The organism is Mycobacterium sp. IDUB_1, from assembly GCF_055419625.1.
Map to the genome: position 1 here is coordinate 637,661 of NZ_JBVAYA010000001.1, position 25,600 is coordinate 663,260.

Here is a 25,600-nt window from a genome sequence, read left to right on the forward strand (position 1 = left end):
CCCCGGGAAATCTCACTTTCATGTCCACTCGTCCAGGGACGCGAATTGAGCTCGTGCCGGGTTCAATTCGCCTCACGATGCCTCACAAGGGGTATCGTCACGTGACGGCAAAAAGTACCTGCCCAAGCGACAGAAAGCCGATGTTCTTCACGCCTGTAGCAACCAGCCGCAGCAAAGGTGAGTTCCTCACCGGAGCGCGCCGTCTGGTGCCCTCCAGCCGACACTGTTCCCCTTACCGGCGAGGTGCGTCACCGCGACGAACTACGGACGGGCTCGGGGACCCCGTACACAGGTAACCCCTGGTCGGCTTGACCAGAGCCAGCGGTCCCCGATGCACTTACTGCAAAGGGTGGTGATGGTGTCGCCCCTCGAATCCGTCGACACGCTGAAGTCAGCCAGTTCGAGCTACCGCAGGTAGTCGCGCCCAGCCTGGTCGTGATGGACCAACTACTTGTATCGAACGCCCGTTCCAGGGCGTTCACGCACCGCTTGGGACACCACGCGCCTGTCTATCGGGTAGCCCGCGACCGTGAGTGGATGCAGCCACGGGCCTGCAGGCCCGGCTCAACGTTGGCGGTCACACATACCGTCTAGAAAGCTGGCCACCCGCGAAGTGCGAGATCCGCGACCCTTGCAGTTCGTCAAGGGTGGCTCCGCTTCGGGCTTGGACGGCGAGCCCTTGGCAGACTGCTAACACCCACCGGGCGAGCAACACCGAGTCGACGCTGATCGGCTCGCCGCCGGCGACCGCCCTGTCGAACCGTTCGGCGAGCCGACGGACCGACGCCCTGCGCAGCTCGGTCAGTCCGGGTGCCCGCCCAACGGTCAGGCAGCCGGGGATGTCGCCGCTGACCGCCTTTGCTGCGCCATGCACCATGGCCTCGGCAACCTCGCGGGCCGTCGGCTGCGCGAGAGCGCCGACCAGGTAGTCGCCGGGGCCGGCGAGATAGCGCTGAACGGTGCGCGCGAACAGGTTCTCCTTGGTGCCGAACTCGGCGTAGACGCCGCGCCGGTTCACACCCGTCACGTCGCTGACGTCGGAAATCGACACCCCGTCGAAACCGCGTTCCCAGAACAACCTCATCGCGGCGTCTTCGACCCGGTCGGGGTCGAACTCCCTGGGCCGCCCTACGGCCACCTGTCGCCCCCTCTGTGGAATGCCGGTCACATTTGAGTCTGGGTTGCCGACGGGCTTATGGGTTTGATCGCAACGTGCGTGATCGCAGCATGCCGCGGGTACGGGACGTTATGGGGCTCAGTCGGTTACGCGTAAACCCGACGTCAACCGGAGACGTCAGGCCCGGTCGCGATCTCTGGATCCACGGCGGGGTGGTGGACTGTTGCGGTGAGACGTCTCTTAGACCTTGGCCAGGAACGCGCGAATGAGACCACTAATTTCCTCGCCGTGGGTTTCGAGGGCGAAGTGTCCGGCGTCGAGTAGGTGGTACTCGCCATTTGGCAGATCTCGCCGAAACGCCTCGGCGCCAGCGGCTCCGAAGATCTCGTCGTTCTTGCCCCAGGTGACCAGTAGCGGTGGTTGGTGTACACGGAAGTACTCCTGGAATGCCGGGTATCCGTCGAGATTGAATTGATAGTCCCAGAAGAGCTGCAGCTGAATCGCGTCGTTGCCGGCGCGGTCGAGCCCGGCCTGATCGAGCAGCCAGGCCTCTGGCGCGATGCGGTCCAGCCGGTCCGCGGGCACCCCGTGCGTGTACTGCCAATGGGTGGCTTTGGCGGTGAGCAGCTCCCGCACGCCGGCTTCATTGGCGGCTCGGTCCTTGGCGTGGGCGAACAGGATGTCCCAGAACGGCGTAAAGCCCTCCAGGTAGGCGTTGCCGCTCTGGGAGATGATCCCGGTGATGCGTTCTGGATGAGCGCTGGCGATCCGCAATCCGATGGGGGCGCCGTAGTCGTGGATGTAGATGGCGAAGCGTTCCAGTCCGAGCTGCTGGATGAGACCTTCGGTGATCTCGGTGAGTCGGTCGAAACTGTAGGTGAAGTCGCCGACCGACGGCATCGCCGACTGGCCGAACCCGATGTGGTCCGGCGCCACGAGGTGGTATTCGTCGGACAGCGATGTGATCAGGTTGCGAAACATGTGGGAACTCGATGGGAACCCATGCAGGAGAAGCAGGGTTGGCTTCGACGGGTCGCCTGCCTCACGGTAGAACACGTCGAGTCCGTCGATGCTCGCGGTGTGATAGCGGGTGCTGAAGTCGGTCATTGCGAAGCCATTTCTCGTAGTGGCGTGAACGTCTCGTCATTGCCCACGCTGGTAGGAAAGCGCATCCACGCGCGAACTGCTACTGTGTATACACAATCGATGCCCTGCCGTCCAGCCCTTGCCCCACGATCGAAGGAAGCACCCGATGCCGGTTCGCGTTGACTCGGCGCTCGACGATCTCGCGGTTCCGACGCTCGACAATCCCCGTGAGATCAGTTCACAATTGCACACCCATCTGCGACGGCTCATCAACGACGGCGAGATCGCCCCGGGCACCGAACTGAACCAGGCCGACCTTGCCCGCCGGTTCAGCGTGAGCCGCATCCCCATGCGCGAGGCGTTCCGAATGTTGCAGCAGGAGGGGCTCATCGACGTCGCGCTCAACCAACGCGCGGTCGTTCGGGCGCTCGACGCCACGGAGGTCGACCAGTTGTACGGGGTGCGGATCACCCTGGAAGCTCTTGGGGCGCGCATCACCGCGGGCCGCCTGAGTGAGGCAGAGGTGGCCGAGGCCCGAGTGTGCCTGAACACCATGCGAAAGACCAAGCGCGCCAAGGACATGAGTGAGTGGGTCGCCGCCCATCGACGCTTCCACAGCCTGTGCACGGCGCGGGCGGGAACGCCCCTGGCGGGGATCATTCTGTCCTATTCGGAGCGCAGCGAGCGATACGTGCGGTTCGGTCAACGGGCCCACGCGGACACATTCGCCGTGGCCGAAGCCGAACACGAACGGTTGTTGACTGCATTGGTCGAAGGACAGGGCGAAACTGCTGGTGCGTCGATGGCACATCATCTCGCACACACTGCTGCAACCGTTTTGGCCGACCTGGACGCGGGCTTCGAAGCGGTCACGGTGGCTCAGTCGTTGCAGATGTGCGGGGGCGGGTCGCTGTAGACGTCCGCGTACCCGTCAGCTGAAGACGAGACCCCCGTCCACCACCAGCGTCTGGCCAGTGATGAACCCGCTGGCCGGTGAGCACAGGAACGTGATGGCCCCGGTGAGGTCGGCGGGCGTCATCGCCCGGGGAATGGCGCGCTGTCGCTCCAGGGTGGGGAAGTACGACGTGTCGTTCAGCGCGGCTGAGGATTCGTTGTCGACGAGTCCGGGTGCGACGGCGTTGACGGTGACGCCGTCGCGACCCACTTCCTTCGCGATGGATCTGGTCATCGCCATGACGGCACCCTTGGACGCGGTGTAGTGCGCGAAGAACGGCACCCCGGCGTGCACGGTCGCGGAGGCGATGTTGACCACGCGACCGTAGCCTTGCGCCTTCATCCTGGGGTAGACCGCGGCGGTGGCCAGCCACACACCTTTGGCGTTGACGCCCATCACTTTGTCCCAGTCGTCGACTGAGATATCGGCGAAACTCTTCTTGGCGCCCAGACCTTCGTAGATGGCCGCATTGTTCACCAGGACGTCGACCCGATCGAACCTGTCCACTGCTGCCGACACCATGGCCTCCAGTGAAGCCGGATCGACGACGTCGGTGCGGTGAAAGAATGCATCCGCTCCGTCGCTGTCGAGCTTCGCGGCCAGCGCCTGACCCTCCTCGACCAGGACGTCGGCTACCACGACCTTGGCACCCTGGCCGGCGAGGTGCGTCGCCAGTGACGCTCCGATACCGCGGGCTGCACCGGTGACGACGACGACCGAGCCCGCGACGGACTTTGGCTCCACGGCAGGGGAATCCGACATCCGACTCACCTGGCCTCGTCGGGAACGGAGAAGCCGGCAACCTGGCGGTACCGTTGCGAGATCTCGTCCAACTCCGCACGGCTGATCACGGTGTCGATGTCATCGAAGGGCTTGTCGCCGGTACGTTCCCACACTTCCTTGAGGATGGCGTCCGGCGGGGTTGCGCGGTTGGTCAGTACCACCGCCGACGTCTTGGGCCGCCGGTCGGCTTCATAGGCCAAGAGGGCCGTGGGAGCATCGTCGTCGGACTGCAACGCCTCGCGAAGCGCACGGGCGTCCAGGATTGCCTGGCCGGCTCCGTTGGACCCACGTGGCACCATCGGGTGGGCGGCATCACCGAGAAGCGTTGCCCGCCCCACGGTCCACGACCCCAACGGGTCCTGGTCCACCATGGGGTACTCCAACACCGTGTCGGCGCCTCGCAGCAGGGCGGGCACGTCCAACCAGTCGAAGGTCCAGTCGGAGAAGGCGGGGGCGAAGTCTGCGGGGTCCCCTGGTTTACCCCAGTCGCGGTCCCCGGAATAGGGTCGTTCGATCTCGGCGACCCAGTTGATCAGTTGGGTGCCGTCGGGGTTGTCGCGAATCGGGTAGATGACGAGCTTTCCGTCGCGTAACCACCCGGCGCGAACCATGCTCGCCCCGGACAGGAACGGCTGCCCGACCGTGGTTCCGCGCCACATCAGGACTCCGGAGTAGCGCGGTGCGCCCTCGTCGGGATGGAATTGTTTGCGGATGGCCGAATGCACCCCGTCGCAACCGATCACGGCGCGACCAGTCACCGGCTCCTGCGGTTCGCCGGTGGTCGCCGAGCGGAAGCGCGCCGTGATGCTCGAACGATCCTGGTCCACCCCGAGGCATTGATGGTCCCCGGTGATGGCGTCATCGCCCAGCCGCTCTCTGACGATGTCTGCCAGGGTCAATTGCAGATGCCCGCGGTGGATCGACAGCTGCGGTGTGGGGTAACCGGCATATCGGCCGGCTGGTTCGGTGTAGATGTGCTGACCGAAACGGTTGAAGAACGCCGACTCGCGAGTTTCGACGGCGATGGCCTCCAAACGTTCCAAGACGCCGAGGTCTGCCAGGACCGCGGTGGCGTGCGGGAGGACGTTGATGCCGACCCCGAGCGGCCGTAGCTCGGGTGCTGCCTCGTAGACGCGGCACGGGATGCCTGCTGCGTGCAGTTCCAAGGCCAGTGTGAGGCCCCCGATCCCTGCGCCGACGATGGTGATGGGTGCTGTCGTGGTCGTCATGGCTGAGCCTTCTTCGCCTGAGTGGGGTTGGCATGCATATCGATTCGATCCGCCAGAATTTGCACTTCGGTGGCCTCGTCGACCGCGATCTCGCCGTGGCCGCGGCCGATGCCGCTCTGTTTGAAGCCACCAAAGGGCATCGACGGGTCCGAAGCGCCGACGCGGTGGATGTTGACGAAGACCGAGCCGGCTTGAATGCGCCGCCCGACGTCGAAGGCGTGCTCGACGTCGTCGGACCAGACCGACGCCGCCAGCCCGTATTCGCTGTCGTTGGCCAATGCGACGGCTTCGTCTTCGGTGTCGAACGCGAGAATGGGCACGACGGGGCCGAATTGCTCCTGCTGCACCAAGGGTGAGTCCTGACGCAGACCGGTGACGACCGTGGGCCGGATGAAGTACCCGTCCTCGGGGCTGGAATCGAGATACTGTCCGACCTCGGCGACGTGGGCACCCTCGCTGCGGCTGGTCTCGATCAGATCGGTCACCGTGCGGTGTTGCTGACCGTTGTTCAACGGCCCCATCCGGACCGCGGGGTTGAGACCCTCTCCGACCACCAGCGCGTTGGTCGCGGCGGTGAAGGCTTCGGTAAATTCCTCGAACAGATTGCGCTGCACGTAGAGCCGCTTCGGCGCGTAACACACCTGGCCGGTGCTGGTGAACGCGCCCCGGACCAGTTCGTCGACCAATTGCGTTGTCACAGTGGCGCTGTCGAGGACGATGGCGGGATCGTTGCCGCCCAGTTCGAGGCTGAGGTTCTTGAGGTTCACGCTTGCGTCACGCATGATGGCCCGGCCGGTGGCGGTACTTCCGGTGAAGCTGACCTTGCGCACCCGGGGGTGGGTGGTCAGTGACGCGCCAACCTCCGGACCGGAACCCGCGACGACGTTCACCACACCGGGGCCGACCGTCGCCGCAAGGCGGCGCAGCACCAAGGCCAGCGCCAGCGGCGAGTTGTCGGGCAACTTGACCACGACGGTATTGCCGGCCACGAGCGCCGGAGCGATCATCAGCGTCGCGAGCAGCACGGGATAGTTCCACGGCACGATGACGGCGACCACTCCCATGGGGGCACGGCGTTCGACGATGCGCCCCCGGTGGTCCTCGGTGACCGACTCCCGAGATGCATGGTCCGCGAGTCCGGCGTAATAACGCAGGGTTCGGGCCGTGTTGGCGATCTCGGCGGTGGCGTCGGCCAGGATCTTGCCGTGTTCGCGGGTGAGCAACGTCGACAGGGACGCTCGGTCCGCGTCGATGTCGTCGGCAGTCCTATGCAACGCGGCCGCCCGATCGGGGGCAGGTCGGGCGGCCCAACCCGCGAACGCGGCTTCCGCCGCCGCCACCGCGGCGTCGACCGACGCGCGATCTCCGGTGGAGTAGCCGCCGACGGTCTCAGAAAGTCTGGCCGGATTGCGCACCTCAATGATGGGCCCGTCGACGTCGCGCCCGTCGATCAGCAGCGGGATGGTGACCGTAGCGGCGTGGTTGGCGGCGGTCATGACACGTCGATCGTCACGACCGGCGTCTCGCCGGCGGCGGCCTGGATGACGCGCGATACGCAGCAGCACATCCTGCGGTTGGCGTCGCGTTGGCGGGCGCTGTAGAAGACGTCGCGATGATCCACCACGCCGTCCACCCCGAGGAGCCTGACCTCGCACAGTCCGCACTCCCCCTTGCGGCAGTCCGACATCATGTCGACGCCGGCGCCTTCGAGGGCCTGCAGCATCGACTGATGCGTTCCCACCCGGGTCTCCACCTGCAGGCGCGGGATGCGCACGATGAACTCTTCCGCGTCGAACCACCCGCTGTTGCCGAAGGTCTCATAGCGCAGATTCGAGGGCGGGAGCCCGGCGTCGGCCCAGCACCGCCGTACGGCGTCCATCAGCCGGATCGGCCCGCACACGTACAGCTCGGTGTCGTGGTCGACGGTCTCCACCAGCTTGGCGGCGTCCAGCGAGGTGCCCTCGTCGTCGACGTGGACGACCATGCTGTCTCCGTGGAGTTCCTGCAACTGCGGTAGGTAGGCCATCGCCGGTCGCGAACGTCCGACGTAGACGAAGGTGTAGTCGGCTCTGAGGTGGTGCAGCACTCGCGCCATCTCGGCCACCGCGGTGATTCCGATGCCGCCTGCGAGCAGGAGGTAACGCGGAGCACCGACACGGAGCGGGAAGTTCTGCAGCGGCTGGGTGAGTTCGACGGAATCACCCACCGTGAGCGAGTGCATGAACACCGATCCGCCCCGCGAGTTCGGCGCCCGCAGGACGCTGATGGCCAGATGCGTGCCACCGTCGTGCGATTCGATCACGGAGTACGATCGGGTGTCTCGCCGCCCGTCCACCTGGACGACGACATCGACATGTGAGCCTGGTTGGGCGGCAACGGGATTCGATACTTCGACGACGATCCGACGGATTCCCGTGGCGATGTCACGCGCCTCGACGACGGTGCCAAGTTGCCAGACTTCCTTGTTGGTGGCGGCCATTGGTCAACCCCGTCAGCTCTGGGAGGGGAGGCGGCCTTCGGCCTCCAGTTGGCGGGTGAGCAGTCGACGGATCCACATGCCACCGGCGTCGATGTTCAAGTTGTAGAACTCGTAGTCGGGGTTGGCGTCGATCGCCTTCTGCTGGGCCTGCAGCATCGCCGTGTCCTCGGTGAAGACGTGTCGAATGCCGTCGCGGATCTGCGTGGTCAGCAGTTGGCTGTCCATCAGGTAGTTGCGCATCCACGCCCAGTGGTACCGGCACGTCGTGTCGGTCTCCGGGGTGATCGTGTTCATCACGTACCCGTTGATGCCCTGACTGCGATCCCCCTGCGGTGCACCGGTCCCGGTCTTCGCGACGCCAACGTCGATGCAGATGGTGGAGGGATACCGGTAGTGGATGATCTGCCACCGGTCGACGTTGCCGTCGAAACCGGGGAACTTGTTTCGCATCTGGGCGGCCATGAACGGCACCGGCGGGATGTCGATCATCCACCTGCTGAGGGTGACGCTGTTCCCGTCGTGCACCACGTCGAACTCCGAGGTGCTGATGTTCTCCCCGCCGATGCTGCTGGTGTGCAGGAACTCTTCGTGGGTGAGGTCCATCAGGTTGTCGAGCACGAGCTGAAAATTGCATTGCAGCGCGATCGTTTCCCCGTCGCCGGCCCACTCGTCCATCTGGTGCATGTCGGGCACCTCGTCGGCCTTCGCGAGGTAGGGGTCCCCCAGCCACACCCACACGAAGCGGTGGCGCTCCACCACGGGGTATGACGGGACGGTGGCGCTGGGGTTGAGCACCTCTTGGGCCGGCATCGACGTACAGCGGCCGGCCGAGTCGTAGACGATGCCGTGGTACGGGCAGCGGATCCCGTCGCGGCCGACCAGCTTGCCCATGGACAGGGGGGCGAGGCGGTGCCAGCAGGCGTCGGCCAGCGCCACTGCCCGGCCGTCCTCGGTTCGATAGAGCACCAGCGGCGTTCCGTTGACCCGCACGGCGGTTGGGGTGCGGCCGACCTCGCGATCCCACGCGGCGGCATACCAGCCGTTCTGCGGTGCCGGCTGCGTCTTGATCGTCGTGGAGCTGCGAGATTCGACCGTGGTCATCGTCTGCACCCTTTCGGTTCGGGAGTCCCACCCATGTGGTCCGGGTCACGTTCCTCAAAGAGTATACACATTGCCGGAGGGTCCGCAAGGGGTCGAGCCGATTCGGAAATTGGCGCACGCCAAAGTGTAGACACATTGATGTGAAGTGGGTTACGGTGGTCCACGTCACAACGTCGCCCGCGTGCAGCGACCCGCTAACCCAAGGAGGCACAACATGATCGACATCAGCCGGACGATCCCGATCAACGACGGCATCCAACCCGCGTTGACGGTGGACGACGTCTGGGCCGGGCTCGTCGAGAAAGCCGAGAACCCCCTGCCCTACGTCGCCGCGATCAGCGCATGCTCCGTCGTCGAACGGTTCGAAGGTGGCCTCATCCGCGACATCGAACACGTCGGACCCGTCCGCGAAGTGGTGACGTTCTACCCCAAGAAGCTCGTCCACTTCGTCCGCACCCATGGCGCCGCTCGCGGCACCATCGACAACGAAATCTGCCTCGACGAGGCCGGCAACGACGTGCTCAAATTCAGCTTCCGACTGGTCGTGGACGGAATCGCCGAAGGCAGCGCCGAGGAGGCAGCCTTCGGCGAACAGATGCAGTCGGACTACCTCGACGCCGTCCACACGACGCTGCAAGCCGTCCGCGACCGCATCGTCGGTACCACCACGTCGGCTGCGAGCTAGGGGAATGACCGTGATGACGGCACCGACAGCGGCCCAAGTCTTCGCGATCGTCGACTCGATGGACCTGCAGGCCCTCGGCGAACTCTTCGCCGACGACGGGTCACTGGTCTTCGCCAACCGGCCGGCCTTGATCGGTCCCGACCAAATCCGGGAGGGCGTGGGATGTTTCTACGACACCATCGCCGGGCTGAAGCACACCATCCTCGCCGAGAGGACTTTCGGCGCCGACACCGTCATCGAGCTCACCGTCGACTACCTCCGCCACGACGGTGGCGAAGTCACCATCCCGGTCGCCACCATGTGGCACGTCGACCACACGGGCAAGTTCGACAGCTACCGCGTGTACTTCGATCTGGCGCCGGTCTATGCCTGACTACCCGGAGCTGGCCGGCAAGGTCGCGGTCGTCACCGGTGGCGCCGGCGGCATCGGTCGCGCCTGCGTCAACGCCTTTGCCGCCCAGCGTGTCTCGGTGGTGATCGCCGACAGCGACGACGCCGCGGGTCGAGCGGCGCTCGAGGGCTTGCCACCCAAATCTGAAGCCATCTTCGTGCCGACCGACGTGACCGACCCCGCCTCGGTCGCCGCGATGGTCCAGGCAGCCGTGGACACCTTCGGCGGGCTGGACATCGCCTTCAACAACGCCGGCGTCGAGGCCGCCGGTCGAACCATCGCCGACATGACCGACCGGGACTGGCAACGGGTTATCGACGTCAACCTGACCGGCGTATGGCAGTGCCTACGGGCCGAAATACCTGCCCTGCTTGCGCGCGGCGGCGGCTCCGTCGTGAACACGGCGTCGGCATTGGGACAAGTGGCGTTGCCGCTGCAAGCGTCCTACGTCGCGTCCAAGCACGGCGTGATCGGTTTGACCAGGGCTGCGGCACTCGAGTTTTCCGCCCGCGGGATCCGCATCAACGCGATCTGCCCCGGAGTGGTACAGACCGCCATGATCGACGAGGTGGCCGCAGCCAACCCCGGCTTCATGGCCGACATGCATACCAAGCATCCCATCGGCCGCATCGCCGCCGTCGACGAAATCGCCGACGGCGTCCTGTGGCTCAGCTCGTCGGCATCGGCGTTCGTCACCGGCAGCGCATTGAGCATCGACGGCGGATACAGCGCCGCATGAACGAGAGGGAACCCCACGTGAGCGACTTCGACGGGACGGTGGCCATGATTACCGGCGCCGCCCGCGGCATCGGCGAGGCATCCGCCAAGGCACTGTCGGACGCCGGCGCCGCGGTGGCGATTTGCGACGTCCTCGACGACGATGGCGAACGCACCGCGGCCGCCATCAACGCCGCGGGCGGCTCGGCGGTCTACATCCACACCGACGTGGCCGACCCCGCATCGGTCCAATCCGCCGTCACCGCAATCGTCGAACGGTTCGGTCGCCTGGATTTCGCCCACAACAACGCCGGAGTGTTCAGCCCCGCGCCGACGGCCGACCTGGACGTCGAGCGGTGGCGGTGGGTCATCGACGTCAACCTGACCGGGGTGTTCCTCTGCATGAAGTACCAGCTGCCGCACATCGTGAAAAGCCGCGGCGCAGTGGTCAACACGGCATCTGTATGGTCTCAGGCCGGAGCGGCCACCCAGGCGGCCTACAGCGCCAGCAAGCACGGCGTGGTCGGCCTCACCCGCACCGCCGCCTTGGACTACGGCGCCACCGGAGTACGGGTCAACGCCATCGCACCCGGACCCATCGCCACCGCCATGACCGCCTCGGTACCCGAGGACATCATGAACGTGGTGGTCGGCCGCACGGCCGCGGGCCGTTACGGCCGGCCCGAGGAGGTCGGCAAGGCCGTCGTATGGCTCTGCTCACCGGCCTCCTCCTACGTCAACGGCGTGGTCCTGCCCGTCGACGGAGGATGGCTGGCCTCGTGACGACCCCACCACCGCACATCAACCCCGACCCACTGAACGAGGAGAACCGACCATGACCGACCGCACGTGGGCGCTCGCGCAATACCGCACCCCGCACGGCATCGCGACCGGCATCCACGTCGACGACCACGTCTTCGCCGCACCGCCCGCCTTCGGCGGACTCGACGTGATGGACATCCTTGCCAACTGGGGGCACTGGGCCACGGTGCTGCGCGCCCTCGACCTCGACACCCTCACACCGGTCGGGGACGCCGAACTGGTGGCGCCCCTGACCTACCCGAACAAGGTGATCTGCGCCGGCGCGAACTACTACGACCACGCCGACGAGATGGGCGTCGGCCGGCCAGACCCGGCGGTCGAACCCTTCTTCTTCCTCAAGACTCCCACTACCACCGTCGTCGGGCCCACCGCGGAGGTCGCCATCTTCGACGACGGTCGCTCGCAGGTGGACTGGGAGGCCGAGCTGGGGGTCGTGATCGGGCGCAGGTGCGCGAACGTGGACTCCGCCGACGCCGACGACGTCATCGCCGGCTACCTCGTCGCCAACGACGTCTCCGACCGCGGGGTCTTCCATCGCAACGGCGCCGTGGCACCGCCCTTCGAGTGGGATTGGCTGGGGCACAAGAGCCAAGACGGCTTCTGCCCGCTCGGTCCAGGACTGGTGCCGGCCTGGCTGGTGCCCGATCCGCACGCGCTCAAGATCCGCCTGGACGTCAACGGCATCGTCAAGCAGGACTCCGACACCTCGCAAATGGTCGTCGACGTCCTCCGGTTGGTGTCCGCCGCCAGCCGAATCTTCACACTCGAGCCCGGCGACGTCATCCTCACCGGCACCCCCGCCGGCGTCGGTATGCCGCGCAAGGACTTCCTGCGTCCCGACGACGTCGTCACCGTGGAAATCGAAGGCATCGGCCGCATCTCGAACAAGGTCGTGGCCAAGTGAGCAGCCCCACGGCGACCACGTCGGGGTGGCCCTTCGCGGCACCGGTACCGGCCACCATGCGTGCGGTGGCCTTCCACGAATTCGGCGGACCCGAGGTGCTGCGCGTCGACGAGGTGCCCACCCCCCGAGCGGGTTCCGGTGAGGTCCTCATTCGCATCGCCGCGGTGAGCGTCGGACGCCTGCTCGACCTCGTCGCCCGCTCCGGCCGTCACCCCTATGCGACGTTCACCTTCCCGCACGTGCTCGGGGCCGAGCACGCCGGCGTCGTCGCAGCCGTCGGCGAGGGTGTCACGGGGTTCACCGTCGGCGACCGAGTCGCCACGTTTCCCGTCCTCACCGACCCGAACTGTCCCACGGTGGCTGCGGGATTCGCCGAGCTCTCCCCCACCGCACGGATCATCGGCACCCACCTGTCCGGCGCCTACGCCGACTACATCGCCGTACCCGCCACCAACGTCTTCGGAGTACCCGACGGCATGTCCCCGGCCGATGCCGTGGCACTCGCACTGGCAGGCGTGGTGGCGATGAACCAATTCACCCGTGCCGGACTCGTCGCGGGACACCGCGTCGTCGTCCAAGGGGCGTCTTCGGCGCTGGGCTCCACCACCGCACTGCTGGCCCGCCACCTCGGAGCCCGGGTGATCGTCACCTCGCGCGACGAGATCAAACGCGCCCGGCTGCGCGAACTGGGCTTCGCCGCGGTGCTGCAGGCCTCCTCGCCGACCTTCGCCGACGACGTCCGAGACGTGTTCGGTGGCCGCGGCGCCGACATCGTGGTGGACAACCTTGGCGATCCCCAGGTGTGGACCCACGGCATGGATGCGTTGGCCGCCGGCGGGGCGATGGTGTCGTCGGGCGCCTTCCTCGGCAGGACGGTGCCGGTGGACCTGCAACGCCTGTACTCGTTGGGGCAGCGCGTCATCGGGGTGCGTTCGGGCAACCTCGACGCGGCACACCGTCTCTGGGGAGAGGCGGGGGCGGGCTTCCGCAGTGTCGTCGACCGCACCTTCGCGCTCACCGAGGCGCCGCGAGCCCACGAATACGTCGAGGCCAGCGCCAACGTCGGCCGTGTCGCCCTGCTCACCGAACCCCAATCCTGAACCCCCATCCATTCCAGAAAGGGACCCTTCCCATGAGCGAAGCGCCTACGCCCGCAACCGAACCCGCCGCACCGGTGTCGAAGCTGGGCTACGTCACCTTCGACACCCCCGATGTCGAACGCATGGTGTGGTACTACACGCAGGTCCTCGACCTGGAGGTCGTCGAGCAGTCCCACGACTACGCCTACCTGACCACCGGCGCTGACCACCACTGCGTGGTGATCCGCAAGACCGACGGCGTCAAGCCCCGCTCCGCGGTCGGCTACGAGGTATGGGGTTCGCTCGGTGACGCTCACCGGCGGCTCAATGACGCCGGCTACGAGGTGTCTCGCCGCACCGACCTCGCGCCGGGAACCCCCGACGTCCTTGTCATGGCCGAGCCCTCCACCGGCGCCGAACTCCACCTCTTCGAGAGCCAAACCCTCAGCGGCGTCGACGGTCGGGCCACCCTGCGCCCAACCAAACTCGGTCACGTCGCCGCCTTCACCACCGAACTGGAACGGCTCCAGGGCTTCTACCAAGATCTGCTGGGTTTCCGCTGGTCGGACACCATCGGCGACTTCTTCGTGTTCCTGCGGTGCAACGCCGACCACCACGCCGCCAACTTTCTGCGCAGCATCAACAAGACCGGCATGCATCACATCGCCTACGAGATGCGCGATCCCAACCACCTCATCACGATGGTCGACCATTTGGCCAAGAACGACATCCGGCTGCACTGGGGCCCTGGTCGACATGGGCCCGGACACAACATGTTCACCTATCACCGCGATCCCGACGGCAACACCATCGAGTTGTTCACCCAGCTCGACCTCATCCACGACGAGTCCAAGGGGTATTTCGAGCCACGCCCGTGGCACGAGACTTACCCGCAGTACCCCCGGACCTGGGAGGTCGACATCGCCACCATCAACATGTGGGGTCCGTTCAACGAGGCGGAGTTGGAGCGATGAGCACCCCGACCCACGTCGACGACCCGGCGTTGCAACAGCTGTACGGCGACTTCGCCGCCGAGCACCTCAACCCGCTGTGGACCCAACTCGGTGACCTGATGCCGACGGCCCCGGCCCCCAGGGCGGTTCCCTTCGTGTGGAAGTGGTCGACGCTCTACCCGCTCGCCCAGCGCGCCGGCGAACTCGTCGCGGTGGGCCGCGGCGGGGAGCGACGGGCGATCGCGCTGGCCAACCCCGGCCTCGGTGGACTGCCCTACGCAACGCCGACGCTGTGGGCGGCCATCCAGTACCTCGGCCCCAAGGAGACCGCACCCGAGCACCGTCACAGCCAGAACGCCTTTCGCTTCGTCGTCGAGGGCGACGGGGTGTGGACCGTGGTCAACGGGGACCCGGTGGCGATGCGACGGGGTGATCTGCTCCTGACCCCTGGGTGGGCCTTTCACGGTCACCACAACGAGACCGATCATCCGATGGCGTGGATCGACGGTCTGGACATCCCGTTCGTCAACTACACCGACACCGGGTTCTTCGAGTTCGGCTCCGACGGTGTCACCGACGAGTCGACGCCTGATGTGTCGCGGGCCGAGCGACTGTGGTCCCACCCTGGTCTGCGACCGCTCGTCGGGCTCGGCCGGCGGACCACCACGCCCATCACCGCCTACCGGTGGGAACACACTGACGCCGCTCTGCGCGAGCAACTGGCGCTCGAGGACGAGGGTTACGCCGCCACCACCGAACCCGGGCACGCCGCGGTGCGTTTCACCAACCCCACCACCGGTGGCGACATCATGTCGACCATCCGTGCCGAGTTTCACCGGCTGCGCGGCGGCACCCGCACCCGGGCCCGCCGAGACGTCGGGTCCACGGTGTACCAGGTGTTCGACGGGGTCGGGCGGTTCCAGTTGGGGGACAACATGACCGAGGTCGCCACCGGCGACCTCGTCGTCGTCCCGTCCTGGACCGAATGGTCGATCGACGCCGAGACGGACTTCGACGTGTTCGCCTTCTCGGACGCGCCGATCATCGAGCGGCTGCACTTTGACCGCAGCCACGTCACCGAAGGAGCCTGACCATGAGACTCGCCACCCTGCGCACCGCCACCGGCACCGTGGCCGTGCGCGTCGACGATGCCGCGACCGCGACGGTGATCGACGGATACGCCGACCTGTCAGTCCTGCTGACCGAGCCCGACTGGGAGACGCTGGCCCGCGACGCGGCCGGCGTCACGGTCGACTTGGCCCACGCCGACTACGCACCGGTGGTGCCGAAACCGGGAAAGATCGTCTGCGTCGGACTGAACTACGCCACGCACATCACCGAGATGGGCCGTGAGCTTCCGCAGTACCCGACGCTGTTCGCCAAGTTCGCCGAGGCCCTCACCGGTCCGTACGACGACGTCGTCGTCCCCGGATACGCTGCGGCCGAACTCGATTGGGAGGCCGAACTGGCCGTGGTCATCGGCAGGAAGGCCTATCAGGTCCCCGAGGCCGATGCCGACGGCTACATCGCGGGGTATTCGGCGATCAACGACTACACGATGCGTGACTATCAGTACCGCACCCTGCAGTGGGACCAGGGCAAGACCTTCGAGAAGACCAGCGGCTTCGGCCCGCATCTGGTCACCGACTACACCCTCGGGACCCGCATCGAAGCGCGCCTGCAGGGCGAGGTGATGCAGAGTGCCATGACCGACGACCTGGTGTTCGGTCCGGCGAAGCTCGTCGAGTACATCAGCCACATCGTCACGCTGCAGCCCGGCGACGTCGTCATCACCGGCACCACCGGCGGTGTCGGTCACGCCCGCAAGCCCGCCCGCTACATCCAGAGCGGCGAGACCGTCGAGGTGAGCATCGAGGGCATCGGCACCGTGAAGAACACGACGATCGTCAAGTAGGCGACTGATGACGTTCGAGGCACTCGACCTTTCCGAGCGGCTGCTCACCGCCCGGCGGGGCACCGCATATCTGGCACAGCGCATCGCCGAACTGACCGACACCGACTTCGACGACGACACCCTGCTCGACGGCTGGACGCGACGACATCTGGTGGCCCACGCGTCCTACAACGCGTTGGCGCTGTGCCGGCTGCTCGACTGGGCGGCGACCGGCGAGGAGACGCCGATGTACGCCTCCACCGAGCAACGCGCTCGCGAGATCGCCGAGGGCGCCACGCTCAACGCCGGGGCGCTGCGAAACCTGTTCGCGCACAGCTGTGCCCGTTTGGATGAGAAGTGGCGACATCTGCCACGTGCCGCCTGGCAGGAGACGGTGCGCACCGCGCAGGGCCGGCAGGTGCCCGCCGAGGAGACGGTGTGGATGCGTACCCGCGAGGTGTGGATTCACGCGGTGGACCTCGACAACGGAGGCCGGTTCGCCGACTTTCCCGTCCCGGTTCTGGCGTCGTTGCTCGCCGACGTCGTCGGTGCGTGGCGCACGAGGGCCGAGGGGGCGGGTCTGGTGGTGACCGTCGACGGCCACGACGCCATGGCCGTGCACGCCGACACCGATGTCACCGCGACCATTGCCGGTACGCTGCCCGCGGTGGTCCGCTGGGCGACCGGCCGCGGAACGATCGGCATCCGCGGCGTGGGTGTCGAGGCCATCCCGGCCGCGCCGCGCTGGCTCTGAGGGACGCCTACCGCCGCGGTGAGTCCAGCCGGTGGCTGGCCAGCCAGCCGGCGAGGTCCTCGACGTCGGGATCCAGTGTGCGGGTACGTGCCCGGTCTGCCTGGTAGGCGGCTGTCTCGTTGAGCCAGTGCCACATGGCGGCCTGATCCGGGTCATCCACGTCGTCGGCCGCTCGACGCACCAAGACCGCCGGCGCGCCCAACCGCTCGGCAACACGGTCGGCGATCTGCTCGCCGGTCAGGTCGTCACCGGCGATCTCGACCGCCGACCCCGGCGCTGGTGGGGCGAGCAGAAGGGCGGCCGCGACCGCCCCGATGGTGCGGACCGACACCATCTGCAGCGACACGTCCTGCGCCAGCGGCAACACCACGCGGGTGGCACCGTCGGCCCGGTCGATCTTCGACGGCAAGTTCTCCATGAACCACGTCGGCCGAACGAAGGACACCGGCACCGAGTCCAGCAGAAGCCGCTCGACACGGCGTTTGCTGTCGAAGTGCGGCACGCCGCTGTCCCTTTCGGCCCCGCCGACCGAGCTATACACCACCGACGGCACCCGGGCCAGCTCGGCGGCGCGGGCGATGACGCCGCCGTTGGCCACCTCCTCGTCGACCCCTCCAGGTCCGGTCATCGTGGTCATCACGAACGCCGCGGCGGCGCCGTCGAACAGCGCCTGCACCGAACCGGGCGCGCTCAGATCGACTCTGGCCAGTTCCACACCGCGCCGCGCCAGCGCCGCCGCCTTGGGCGCCCCGGGTTCGCGCACCGCGGCGCGCACCGTCGCGCCGGCGCGCAGCAGCGCCTCCACCGTGGCGCCACCCTGCTGACCCGTCGCACCGATCACCGCCACCGGGCCGTCGCCGGCATTCCGGGTCACGGGCGTGGCCCTCGCCGTTGGGCCACCGCGGCCCGCACCGCGGGCACGACCTCCTCCGCGAAACGCCGAGTCTGGGCGAGGTCGTCGTCGGGGGCGCCGAAGATGAACGTGTCCATCCCGGTCTCGACGGCCAGTGTCGTCAGGTTCTCGGTCCACTGCGACACCGTCCCACGGAACGGGTCGTCAGCCTCGAGGTCACCGATTTCGCCGAAGACGTTGTAGGCGCGCACGATCGACGCGGGATTGCGACCGGCATCAGCGGCGCCGCGGTCGATTTGGGCGTTCATGTCGGGAAGTGCCTCGGGCGGGAAGTAGGAGTTCGACGGCAACCACCCGTCGGCATGCCCGCCGAGGTACCGCAACAGCTTCGGACCGCCCACGCCCAGCCAGATCTGCATGTCGTGAGCCGGCTGAGGCCCCGGATGCAGACCCTTGAGCCGGTAGAACTCGCCGTCGTAGGTGACCGACCGCTGTCCCGACCACATCAGCCGCGTCACCTCGACGGCGTCACGCAGTGCCTGTGCGGCCTCCCCCGGCGAGCGACGCGGACCGCCCATGGCCACCACTGCGTCCCAGAACGCACCGGCGCCCAGCGCCAGTTCCATCCGGCCGCCGGAGATGACGTCCAGACTCGCCGCCGCCTTCGCCACCACCGCAGGATTGTGCAGCGGCAGATTGGCCACGTCAGGCACCACCCGTACCCGCTCGGTGCGCGAGAGCAACGTCGCCATGAACGACCAGGCGTCCAAGAAGTGCTTCTGATACGGGTGATCTTGGACGCCGATGAAGTCCAGACGCGCGTCGGCGAGATCGGCGATGGCATAACTGTTGTCGAGGAGGTCCGGGCTAGGGGTCACGAACACCCCGAAGCGCAGCTCCCGTCCGTAGTCGGTCATCGCATCCACCCGCCCGCCACGTCGAGGGTCGACCCGGTGATGTAGGACGCATTCTGCGACAACAGGAACGCGACGGTGTCGGCGATCTCCTCCGGGCGCGCCAGCCGGCCAAGGGCGTTCATCGAGCGGGTCACCAGGTGCGGCTCGACGTTGGTCAGCGCGGGGTGGACGTAGTCCGCCCCGTTCTCGGCGGCCATGTCAGTGGCGGTTCCACCGGGCGCGACCGCGTTGATGGCGATGCCGGCCTCCGCCAGTTCCGGTGCGAGATTGAGCGCCATCGCACTGACCGCAGCCTTGCTCGCGGCATACAGCGTGTGGTGGTGCACCGCGATGCGAGCGCTGACCGAGGACGTCAGCACGATCCGACTGCCGGGCGGCATCACGGCGGCAGCGGCCTGCACGGCGAACAACTGGCCCCCGACGTTGGTGCGGAACACGGTCTCGAAGTCGGCCTGCGTGATGTCGGCCAGCGGGGCGAAGTGCTCGATGCCGGCGTTGCTGGCCAGCAGGTGCAGAGCCCCGAATTCCTCCACCACGGCAGCCACCACGTCGGCGATCCGCGCGGGATGGGTGACGTCTCCGCCGAAGGACTCCGCGCGGTGGCCCCGCGAACGTAGATCTTCGACCAGCTCCTCGGCGGCGCCGGCGTTGGACCGGTAGTTGACCGCGACGGTGGCGCCGGCCTCGGCCAGTCGCCGCGCGATGGCCGCACCGATGCCGCGGCTTCCGCCGGTGATCAGGGCGACCCGACCGTCGAATGTGGTTGTCATGTCAGTCTCTTCTCGTCTCTGAGGGATCACGCCGAGGTGGGCACGGCGTCGAGGGCGGGATAGTCGGTGTAGCCACGGTCGCCGCCGCCGTAGAACGTGGCGCGGTCGGGTGCGTTCAGCGCTGCCCCGGTAGCCAGCCGGCGGGGCAGATCGGGGTTGGCCAAGAACGCCGCCCCGAACGCCAACAAGTCGGTGGTGCCATCCTCGACGAGGGTGAGTTGGTCTGGACCGGTGATGCCCCCCGGGGTGGCAGGGTTGAGGATGAAGGTCCCGCCGAATTGGTGGCGAAGCTCGTGGGTGAAGTCACGATCTCCGGACTCCAGAAGGTGCAAGTAGGCCAATCCCCGCGGTGCCAGCGCCTCGACGAGCGCGAGATAGGTGTCGCGGGGGTCCTCTTCACGGATGTCGTTGAGCGGGTTGGCCGGTGAGATGCGCAGCCCCACCCGATCGGCGCCGATCGCCGCCGCAACGGCGTCGACGACGCGCAAGGTCAGACGGATGCGGTTTTCGACCGAGCCGCCCCAGCGGTCCTCGCGCAGGTTGGCGTTGGTCGACAAGAACTGGTGCAGCAGATAGCCGTTCGCACCGTGGACCTCGACACCGTCGAAGCCGGCGGCGACGGCGTTGCGAGCCGCCGCGGCGAAGTCGAGCACGGTCTGGGTGATCTGCTCCTCGGTGAGTTCGTCGGGGACCACGAAGGGCTGCATGCCGTCGGACGTGAAGACCTCGCCGGCCGGGGCGACCGGGGACGGGCCGACGGGCACCATGCCCGCGGGAAGCAGGCTCGGATGACCGATGCGGCCCGTGTGCATGAGCTGGGCGAAGACGACACCGCCGTTCGCGTGAACGGTGTCGGTGACGGGCCTCCATGCCCGGACCTGCTCCTCGGAGTGCAGTCCGGGGGTGTTCGGGTAGCCCTGACCGATGGTCGACGGCTGGATGCCCTCGGTGATGATCAAGCCCGCGCCTGCCCGTTGTCCGTAATACTCGGCCATGCTCGGCGTCGCCGACGCTCCGGGGCCATAGGCGCGGCTGCGGGTCATCGGGGACATCACGATGCGGTTCTTCAAGTCGATACTGCCGACCTTGATCGGGTCGAAAGCAGTGGTCATGATCTCTTCCTCCGTCGTCTCTGCACTCAGGCCACGGGATCGTGGCCTGGCGGTCTTGAACCCGATCCGACGTTGTCGGACCAGGTTACCTGTCCGAACAGTTAAATTGGCACATTCATTCCCCTTCTACCGTCGGTGCAGTACAGAATGCCTTTTCGCGATCCGCAGATGCGCCTATGGCCGTATGAGGCTGCAGGTATGCTGTCTGAGCATGAAACATGTGAACGGTTCCGACGACACTGCCGACGCTGGGCTCGAATCCAGCGTTCCGGTGCCTGCTGCCGCCGACAGCGGCCCGATCAGTCATGCGATCTTCCGCGTGGCGAGGCTGCACCGGATGATCGCAGGACATCTCTTGCGTGAGGTGGGCCTGCACCCCGGGCAGGAGATCGTGATGATGCATCTGTGGCAGGCCGGCCCGCAACGCCAAGTCGACCTGGTGCGCGTGCTCGACTCGGACGCCGCCACGATGACCCGCACCATCCGGCGCCTGGAGAACGCGGGGTTCGTGCGCCGCGTGGCAACCCCGGTCGACAAGCGGGCCTCGCTGATCGAACCCACCGCCGCGAGCATCTCCCTGCGCCAACGGGTCGAAGGCATCTGGGCCGAGCTCGAAGAGGCCGCCGTCGGCGGTTTTGGACGCGCGCAGCGTCACGTCATCGAGGAGAGCCTTCTCACGTTGGAGGCCCGACTGAGCCGCACCGCGGAGGGCCTCAACCGCTGAGCCGCCCGGCATTCCGGTCGTCATCGGCCCGGTGACGTGCGCCACCGCGCGTCGTCGACGTGCACTACCAGATCGGAATGTCGCAGCCTGGGCCTCGTTGGTCGGTGGGCCTCGGGCCGAAGAATCGGCGCTCGGACTCGTCGATGGCGAAGTCGTTGATGCTCGCTTCCCGGCGTGCCATGAGGCCGTTGCCGTCGAACTCCCACAACTCGTTGCCGTAACTGCGCCACCACTGACCGCGCAGGTCGCGACACTCGTACTGAAAGCGCACCGCAATCCGATTGCCGTGAAAGTCCCACAGACTCTTGCGCAACGAGTAGTCAAGCTCGCGCTGCCATTTCGCCGTGAGGAACTCGACGATGCGATCCCTGCCTGTGAGAAAGACATCACGGTTGCGCCACACGCTTTCTGGGGTGTAGGCCAGGCTCACCCGCTCTGCGTCGCAGGTGTTCCAGGCGTCTTCAGCAGCCTGCACTTTCTGCGCTGCGGTCTCCAGGTCGTACGGCGGAAATGGTGCACGGGCCTCGGACAAGTCGTAACTCCTCGGAAACGGATCGCGTAAGAATCGAGCGTCAAGCACGGTTGGCGAACGCCATCATCGAGCTGTAGGCAGGGATCGCATACTGACCGAAGATCGGTGCGACGGCCTGGCCTCCGTCGTTTCGCCAGTCGCGCAACAATTCCGCGGCGATGGCGACCGTGCTGGTGAGCACGATCCCGGCGCGAGACATCCGATTGGCGGCGGCGCTTGCCGCCAACCCACTCCAGGTTCCCGACGCGTCCAGCACGGCCCACACGCCGTACCCCTCGGCCACCGCGGACATGCCGCTGAACGCAACGCAGACGTCGGTACTGATTCCCGAGATGATCAGCTGATCACGCCCAGTCGCGGCGACGACGGCCTTGAACTCCTCGTTGTCCATGGCGTCGACTTCGCCGGGGCGCCGCACCACCTTCGCGTCGGGAAGCTCTGCGGCGAGCTCGCCGATCACCGGACCGTTGGCGCCATCGTCGGAGCTGGTGGTCACCACGATGGGAAGATCAAAGGCCTTCGCCAACTGAGCCAACGCAATCACGTTGCGGCGCAACTCTTCCTGGTCGTGATCCTTGACCCCCATGAGCAGTCCGGCCTGATGGTCGACGAAGAGCATGGCTGCCCGGTCACGGTCGAGTTTCACGGCGGGGTACGAGTCAGACGACATGCTGCGCTCCTAAAGTGGGGAAACGAATGAGCGATTCATTCGCGGGGTCACCGACGACGAAATGCCCTTCGAGTGACTCACCGAGCCTACGAAGCGCACTCGCGCAGTGCCGCAGGGTTCGCATTCAGCGGCACCAAGTTAGGTGATTTTCGCCGAATGGCCGCCGGTCACGGGCGTGGTGCGTGACGGCTGCCCGGACCGGGCGGTCCTTGTGGCGCCGACGAAGTCGCGGGCAGCGCGTGCCGGATTTCCCGACGCGACTTCACGTTCAGCTTGGAAAAGATGCTCCGAAGATGCGCGTCGACGGTGCGTGGGCTGAGCACGAGCTCGGCGGCGACTTCCTTGGAGGTCTTGCCGACCGCGACCCGCTCGGCGACGGCGAGTTCCTGCTCAGAGAGTCCGCCGGTCTGACCGCGTGGCTGCGGCGCCATCTCGCCGGCCGCCCGCAGTTCCCTCTCGGCGCGCTTTGCGAACAGCGCCGCTCCCGCATGGGAGAATGCCTCGAAGGCCTCCCGCAGCTGAGGGCGCGCCTCGCTACGCCGTTGACGGCGGCGGAGCCACTCGCCGAACAGCAATTGGGTGCGGGCCAATTGGATCGGGGATCGACTGTCCCGCAAGTGATCAACGGACCCCTGGAAGCACTCCTCCGCCGTTGATTCCGGGCTGACGAGCGCGCGGCACCGTTGGTGAACGCCCAAGGCCCACGGCGTGTTCGCCGCCTCGGCGTGCCGCCGGAGCCGCTCGGTGAGGTCGACGGCCATGTCCATGCGCCCTGCGAAGGCGGCCGCCTCGACGAGCTCGGGTGGGATGAACACGTGGAACCCGAGCTCGTCGAGACCGGAGCCGCCCTGCGCGGCCGCGAGCGCCTCCCGGTAGTTGCCCGTCCCGTTGTTGACGAGCAGGCGCGCGTAGGCCATTGCCGCCAGCTGCCTGGGTCCCGGCGGGGCGGGTGCCGACGCCGCCAGCCGCTCACAGAGCCGGTCTGCCTCTCGGCGATCACCGCTCCATGCGGCGACGCCGAGCTCGACGAGTTCGGGAACGACGTCGGAGAACTGCCGTGCCTCGGCGACGCAGTCCGCGGCGCGACGCAGCTCACCTGTGTGCAGGTGGGCCAAGGCGCGGGAGGTGAGCGCAATGGGAAGCGCGCCAACCCTTCCCGCGGCGCGCACCGCGGTGAGCTGTTCGTCGAGGATGGTGTCGAGCGCGTGATCGTCCCACGCGATGCTGCAGATGATCCACGCCGATGCCGGGTCGAAGCCTTCCGGCCGGGTTGCCTGCGGGCGCAAGGCGTCGACTGCTCGTCGCGCCTGCGTGACGGCTGCCGCCCGGTCACCGACCAACGCCGTCGTCAGCGCCGACGAGATGAGGTCGGCGAGCTCGGCGCCGGCGGACGGTTCGTCATGCTCGAGTGTGGACAGGTCGACGTCGGCGTCGGCCCCGCGTCCGGTCCAGTACGCGGCAACCAGTGCTTGCAGCCGAATGGGCACCCCCGTGCCGGGCTCTTGGGTGGCCAGTTTCCGTGCTGCAGCCAGCAGCCGGCTCGCCTCGTCTGCTCGACGCGTCCGTGCGAAGGCGGTCTGGGCGTCCACGGCATCGACATGGCTGGTGCGCACCTCGTCGGTGGCGTCCAGGCGTGCTGCGGCGGTGAGATCGGCCGCCGCGTCGACGTCGCCAGCCTCGAGTTTGACCGCAGCGGCCTCGACGGTCAGCCCAAAGCGACGTGCGGGGTCAGCGGTGAGGGCAGCGCCGCGTTCGAGGAATGCCGCAGCTGCGGCCACGCCACCTCTCGCGCCGGCGGCGCGGGCGCTGTCCTCCAGCTCCCGCGACACCACTTCGTCGAGACCGACTGCGGCTTGACCTCGATGCCACGCGCGGCGGTCCTTCGCCGTCACGGCGTCGGCGGCGGCGGCCAACATCTCGTGACCCGCACGGCGCTGCGACGCATCCGCTGCGTGATAGATCGCCGAGCGCACCAGGGGATGAGCAAACGCGACGCGTCTGCCGATGGTCATCGACACGGCATCGGCTGCTTCCGCCGCAGAACCGCACACCCCGGCCGACTGCGCAGCGCGAAACAGCAATGCGGGATCACCGGTGGGATCACAGGCAGCAAGCAGCACGAATGTTCGTGCTGCCGAGGACAGGCCGGCCAAACGCCGCGCGTAGTCGTCGAGCACGGATGCCGGAGGTGTGATCACCCCCGGCAGGGCGTACCCGCCCGCCAGGTCCGCCGCGACGCGCACACAGCCTGCCAACTCGGCGATCACCGAGGGGATTCCGCCCGCCTCGTCGAGGATGCGGTCACGCACCGCGTCGTCGATCGGCGCGGCCAGGGTCGAAGCCAGCAGACGGCGCGCACCGTCGAGCAGCAGCGGTGCCAGCGGGAGCTGGGGCAGTTCGTCGAGGGCGGGCACCCCGTGATCTGGGCGGGTAGCGAAGATTACGGTCACCGGTTCGTTGCCCAGGCGCCTCGTCGCGAGAATGAGCGCCTGAGCGCTCGACGAGTCGAGGTACTGGGCATCGTCGATGAGGCACAGGGTGGGGGTCACCACCGTGAGCAGTGCGACGACCCCCAGGCCGGCCCTGAAGGGATCGGCTTGGCCGGGTCGCAGTCCAAACGCCATCTCCAGCGCAGCACGCATGGGCCCCGGCAACGTGGGCAGCAACGGCAACCTCGGCGCCAGCAGATGCTGGAGGGCGGCGAAGGGCATGCGGGACTCGAATTCGACGGCCCGCGAGCGCAGAATCGCGAAGTCCGTCACCGCCATCGTCTCGACTTCGTCGAGCAGCAAGGACTTTCCGAGTCCGGCGGCGCCACTGACCACCACACCCGCGGACGCGCCGGAGCACGAGGCGTCCAACAGCTTTCGGAGCGCCTCGGCTTCGGTACGCCTGCCCATCTGCGCGGAATCCACGAAATCCTCCATGACCAGCGGAGCCGCCGTGTCGAATCTTCGTCGGTCTCCCAGCGTCGTCTGAGCATGACACATCACGCTTGAGCGCGGGAAGTCGTCGGCGCTTCACCTCACCGCAGGATCAGCAACGGTCAGCAGGAGCCGTTGGGCCCGATCGA

25 protein-coding genes and 1 pseudogene are annotated in these 25,600 nt (G+C 67.2%); 12 read left to right on the top strand and 14 right to left on the bottom strand.

Annotated features, from left to right (window positions below; all coding sequences use genetic code 11):
• Positions 1–590 precede the first annotated feature (590 nt).
• Positions 591–1,138, bottom strand: a pseudogene (locus tag ACZYYX_RS03260) (TetR/AcrR family transcriptional regulator).
• Positions 1,139–1,357: 219 nt separating this feature from the next.
• A complete protein-coding gene (locus ACZYYX_RS03265; RefSeq protein ID WP_463812955.1) occupies positions 1,358–2,224 on the bottom strand; it encodes an alpha/beta fold hydrolase in 867 nt (288 codons plus the stop codon).
• Between the two features lie 145 nt (positions 2,225–2,369).
• Between ACZYYX_RS03265 and ACZYYX_RS03270 the strand changes: the two genes are divergently transcribed.
• The gene (locus ACZYYX_RS03270) at positions 2,370–3,119 is read left to right on the top strand and encodes a GntR family transcriptional regulator (RefSeq protein ID WP_463812956.1); all 750 of its coding nucleotides are present in this window, start codon (positions 2,370–2,372) and stop codon (positions 3,117–3,119) included.
• Between the two features lie 15 nt (positions 3,120–3,134).
• Here the strand turns inward: ACZYYX_RS03270 and ACZYYX_RS03275 are convergent, their stop codons facing one another.
• The 5 genes from ACZYYX_RS03275 to ACZYYX_RS03295 are packed head-to-tail and all read right to left on the bottom strand — an operon-like array spanning position 3,135 to position 8,750.
• On the bottom strand, positions 3,135–3,920 hold the full coding sequence (locus ACZYYX_RS03275; RefSeq protein ID WP_463812957.1) for an SDR family NAD(P)-dependent oxidoreductase: 786 nt from the start codon (positions 3,918–3,920) through the stop codon (positions 3,135–3,137).
• Between the two features lie 5 nt (positions 3,921–3,925).
• A complete protein-coding gene (locus tag ACZYYX_RS03280) occupies positions 3,926–5,170 on the bottom strand; it encodes a flavin-dependent oxidoreductase (protein ID WP_463812959.1) in 1,245 nt (414 codons plus the stop codon).
• A complete protein-coding gene (locus tag ACZYYX_RS03285; protein WP_463812960.1) occupies positions 5,167–6,666 on the bottom strand; it encodes an aldehyde dehydrogenase family protein in 1,500 nt (499 codons plus the stop codon). The genes ACZYYX_RS03280 and ACZYYX_RS03285 overlap by 4 nt, the downstream gene beginning before the upstream one ends.
• Positions 6,663–7,649, bottom strand: a complete 987-nt coding sequence (locus ACZYYX_RS03290; protein WP_463812961.1) for a PDR/VanB family oxidoreductase — start codon at positions 7,647–7,649, stop codon at positions 6,663–6,665. The genes ACZYYX_RS03285 and ACZYYX_RS03290 overlap by 4 nt, the downstream gene beginning before the upstream one ends.
• A gap of 12 nt (positions 7,650–7,661) precedes the next feature.
• Positions 7,662–8,750, bottom strand: a complete 1,089-nt coding sequence (locus ACZYYX_RS03295) for an aromatic ring-hydroxylating dioxygenase subunit alpha (protein ID WP_463812963.1) — start codon at positions 8,748–8,750, stop codon at positions 7,662–7,664.
• A 214-nt stretch (positions 8,751–8,964) separates the two neighbouring features.
• Between ACZYYX_RS03295 and ACZYYX_RS03300 the strand changes: the two genes are divergently transcribed.
• The 10 genes from ACZYYX_RS03300 to ACZYYX_RS03345 are packed head-to-tail and all read left to right on the top strand — an operon-like array spanning position 8,965 to position 16,949.
• A complete protein-coding gene (locus ACZYYX_RS03300) occupies positions 8,965–9,435 on the top strand; it encodes an SRPBCC family protein (protein ID WP_463812964.1) in 471 nt (156 codons plus the stop codon).
• Between the two features lie 13 nt (positions 9,436–9,448).
• Positions 9,449–9,808, top strand: coding sequence for a nuclear transport factor 2 family protein (locus tag ACZYYX_RS03305; RefSeq protein WP_463812965.1), 360 nt, complete (start codon positions 9,449–9,451; stop codon positions 9,806–9,808).
• A complete protein-coding gene (locus ACZYYX_RS03310) occupies positions 9,801–10,565 on the top strand; it encodes an SDR family oxidoreductase (RefSeq protein WP_463812966.1) in 765 nt (254 codons plus the stop codon). Before ACZYYX_RS03305 ends, ACZYYX_RS03310 begins: the two co-directional genes overlap by 8 nt.
• Before the next feature lie 17 nt (positions 10,566–10,582).
• Positions 10,583–11,326 (top strand): SDR family NAD(P)-dependent oxidoreductase, encoded by a 744-nt coding sequence (locus ACZYYX_RS03315; RefSeq protein WP_463812967.1) that lies wholly within the window; start codon positions 10,583–10,585, stop codon positions 11,324–11,326.
• A 52-nt stretch (positions 11,327–11,378) separates the two neighbouring features.
• Complete coding sequence (locus ACZYYX_RS03320) at positions 11,379–12,269, top strand: fumarylacetoacetate hydrolase family protein (protein WP_463812968.1); 891 nt, start codon at positions 11,379–11,381, stop codon at positions 12,267–12,269.
• On the top strand, positions 12,266–13,369 hold the full coding sequence (locus tag ACZYYX_RS03325; protein ID WP_463812969.1) for a quinone oxidoreductase family protein: 1,104 nt from the start codon (positions 12,266–12,268) through the stop codon (positions 13,367–13,369). The genes ACZYYX_RS03320 and ACZYYX_RS03325 overlap by 4 nt, the downstream gene beginning before the upstream one ends.
• 32 nt (positions 13,370–13,401) lie before the next feature.
• On the top strand, positions 13,402–14,322 hold the full coding sequence (locus tag ACZYYX_RS03330) for a VOC family protein (protein WP_463812970.1): 921 nt from the start codon (positions 13,402–13,404) through the stop codon (positions 14,320–14,322).
• Positions 14,319–15,392, top strand: a complete 1,074-nt coding sequence (locus ACZYYX_RS03335; RefSeq protein ID WP_463812972.1) for a cupin domain-containing protein — start codon at positions 14,319–14,321, stop codon at positions 15,390–15,392. Before ACZYYX_RS03330 ends, ACZYYX_RS03335 begins: the two co-directional genes overlap by 4 nt.
• Positions 15,393–15,394: 2 nt before the next feature.
• On the top strand, positions 15,395–16,216 hold the full coding sequence (locus tag ACZYYX_RS03340) for a fumarylacetoacetate hydrolase family protein (protein WP_463812973.1): 822 nt from the start codon (positions 15,395–15,397) through the stop codon (positions 16,214–16,216).
• A gap of 7 nt (positions 16,217–16,223) precedes the next feature.
• A complete protein-coding gene (locus ACZYYX_RS03345) occupies positions 16,224–16,949 on the top strand; it encodes a maleylpyruvate isomerase family mycothiol-dependent enzyme (RefSeq protein ID WP_463812974.1) in 726 nt (241 codons plus the stop codon).
• Between the two features lie 7 nt (positions 16,950–16,956).
• Here ACZYYX_RS03345 and ACZYYX_RS03350 read toward each other — a convergent pair whose 3' ends face one another.
• The 4 genes from ACZYYX_RS03350 to ACZYYX_RS03365 are packed head-to-tail and all read right to left on the bottom strand — an operon-like array spanning position 16,957 to position 20,601.
• A complete protein-coding gene (locus ACZYYX_RS03350) occupies positions 16,957–17,823 on the bottom strand; it encodes an NmrA family NAD(P)-binding protein (RefSeq protein ID WP_463812976.1) in 867 nt (288 codons plus the stop codon).
• On the bottom strand, positions 17,820–18,719 hold the full coding sequence (locus ACZYYX_RS03355; RefSeq protein ID WP_463812977.1) for an LLM class flavin-dependent oxidoreductase: 900 nt from the start codon (positions 18,717–18,719) through the stop codon (positions 17,820–17,822). Before ACZYYX_RS03355 ends, ACZYYX_RS03350 begins: the two co-directional genes overlap by 4 nt.
• On the bottom strand, positions 18,716–19,489 hold the full coding sequence (locus ACZYYX_RS03360) for an SDR family NAD(P)-dependent oxidoreductase (RefSeq protein ID WP_463812978.1): 774 nt from the start codon (positions 19,487–19,489) through the stop codon (positions 18,716–18,718). The genes ACZYYX_RS03355 and ACZYYX_RS03360 overlap by 4 nt, the downstream gene beginning before the upstream one ends.
• Positions 19,490–19,515: 26 nt before the next feature.
• Positions 19,516–20,601, bottom strand: coding sequence for an alkene reductase (locus ACZYYX_RS03365; RefSeq protein WP_463812979.1), 1,086 nt, complete (start codon positions 20,599–20,601; stop codon positions 19,516–19,518).
• 211 nt (positions 20,602–20,812) lie between these two features.
• Here ACZYYX_RS03365 and ACZYYX_RS03370 point away from each other — a divergent pair, with 211 nt between their 5' ends.
• Positions 20,813–21,325: a MarR family winged helix-turn-helix transcriptional regulator gene (locus ACZYYX_RS03370; protein ID WP_463812981.1), complete on the top strand. Its 513-nt coding sequence runs from the start codon at positions 20,813–20,815 to the stop codon at positions 21,323–21,325.
• Positions 21,326–21,389: 64 nt separating this feature from the next.
• Here ACZYYX_RS03370 and ACZYYX_RS03375 read toward each other — a convergent pair whose 3' ends face one another.
• From ACZYYX_RS03375 to ACZYYX_RS03385, 3 genes are all read right to left on the bottom strand, one after another.
• A complete protein-coding gene (locus ACZYYX_RS03375; protein ID WP_463812982.1) occupies positions 21,390–21,857 on the bottom strand; it encodes a DUF1348 family protein in 468 nt (155 codons plus the stop codon).
• 40 nt (positions 21,858–21,897) lie between these two features.
• Entirely contained in the window at positions 21,898–22,527 is a 630-nt protein-coding gene (locus tag ACZYYX_RS03380) for an isochorismatase family protein (RefSeq protein ID WP_463812984.1), read from the bottom strand.
• A 167-nt stretch (positions 22,528–22,694) separates the two neighbouring features.
• The gene (locus tag ACZYYX_RS03385; protein ID WP_463812985.1) at positions 22,695–25,442 is read right to left on the bottom strand and encodes a LuxR C-terminal-related transcriptional regulator; all 2,748 of its coding nucleotides are present in this window, start codon (positions 25,440–25,442) and stop codon (positions 22,695–22,697) included.
• Positions 25,443–25,600 lie beyond the last annotated feature (158 nt).

What these genes read in the sequence shown, in the direction of transcription:
- ACZYYX_RS03265 (WP_463812955.1), bottom strand. Translation starts at nt 2,224, where the DNA reads ATGACCGACTTCAGCACCCGCTATCACACCGCGAGCATCGACGGACTC.
- ACZYYX_RS03270 (WP_463812956.1), top strand. Translation starts at nt 2,370, where the DNA reads ATGCCGGTTCGCGTTGACTCGGCGCTCGACGATCTCGCGGTTCCGACG.
- ACZYYX_RS03275 (WP_463812957.1), bottom strand. Translation starts at nt 3,920, where the DNA reads ATGTCGGATTCCCCTGCCGTGGAGCCAAAGTCCGTCGCGGGCTCGGTC.
- ACZYYX_RS03280 (WP_463812959.1), bottom strand. Translation starts at nt 5,170, where the DNA reads ATGACGACCACGACAGCACCCATCACCATCGTCGGCGCAGGGATCGGG.
- ACZYYX_RS03285 (WP_463812960.1), bottom strand. Translation starts at nt 6,666, where the DNA reads ATGACCGCCGCCAACCACGCCGCTACGGTCACCATCCCGCTGCTGATC.
- ACZYYX_RS03290 (WP_463812961.1), bottom strand. Translation starts at nt 7,649, where the DNA reads ATGGCCGCCACCAACAAGGAAGTCTGGCAACTTGGCACCGTCGTCGAG.
- ACZYYX_RS03295 (WP_463812963.1), bottom strand. Translation starts at nt 8,750, where the DNA reads ATGACCACGGTCGAATCTCGCAGCTCCACGACGATCAAGACGCAGCCG.
- ACZYYX_RS03300 (WP_463812964.1), top strand. Translation starts at nt 8,965, where the DNA reads ATGATCGACATCAGCCGGACGATCCCGATCAACGACGGCATCCAACCC.
- ACZYYX_RS03305 (WP_463812965.1), top strand. Translation starts at nt 9,449, where the DNA reads ATGACGGCACCGACAGCGGCCCAAGTCTTCGCGATCGTCGACTCGATG.
- ACZYYX_RS03310 (WP_463812966.1), top strand. Translation starts at nt 9,801, where the DNA reads ATGCCTGACTACCCGGAGCTGGCCGGCAAGGTCGCGGTCGTCACCGGT.
- ACZYYX_RS03320 (WP_463812968.1), top strand. Translation starts at nt 11,379, where the DNA reads ATGACCGACCGCACGTGGGCGCTCGCGCAATACCGCACCCCGCACGGC.
- ACZYYX_RS03330 (WP_463812970.1), top strand. Translation starts at nt 13,402, where the DNA reads ATGAGCGAAGCGCCTACGCCCGCAACCGAACCCGCCGCACCGGTGTCG.
- ACZYYX_RS03335 (WP_463812972.1), top strand. Translation starts at nt 14,319, where the DNA reads ATGAGCACCCCGACCCACGTCGACGACCCGGCGTTGCAACAGCTGTAC.
- ACZYYX_RS03340 (WP_463812973.1), top strand. Translation starts at nt 15,395, where the DNA reads ATGAGACTCGCCACCCTGCGCACCGCCACCGGCACCGTGGCCGTGCGC.
- ACZYYX_RS03345 (WP_463812974.1), top strand. Translation starts at nt 16,224, where the DNA reads ATGACGTTCGAGGCACTCGACCTTTCCGAGCGGCTGCTCACCGCCCGG.
- ACZYYX_RS03355 (WP_463812977.1), bottom strand. Translation starts at nt 18,719, where the DNA reads ATGACCGACTACGGACGGGAGCTGCGCTTCGGGGTGTTCGTGACCCCT.
- ACZYYX_RS03360 (WP_463812978.1), bottom strand. Translation starts at nt 19,489, where the DNA reads ATGACAACCACATTCGACGGTCGGGTCGCCCTGATCACCGGCGGAAGC.
- ACZYYX_RS03365 (WP_463812979.1), bottom strand. Translation starts at nt 20,601, where the DNA reads ATGACCACTGCTTTCGACCCGATCAAGGTCGGCAGTATCGACTTGAAG.
- ACZYYX_RS03370 (WP_463812981.1), top strand. Translation starts at nt 20,813, where the DNA reads ATGAAACATGTGAACGGTTCCGACGACACTGCCGACGCTGGGCTCGAA.
- ACZYYX_RS03380 (WP_463812984.1), bottom strand. Translation starts at nt 22,527, where the DNA reads ATGTCGTCTGACTCGTACCCCGCCGTGAAACTCGACCGTGACCGGGCA.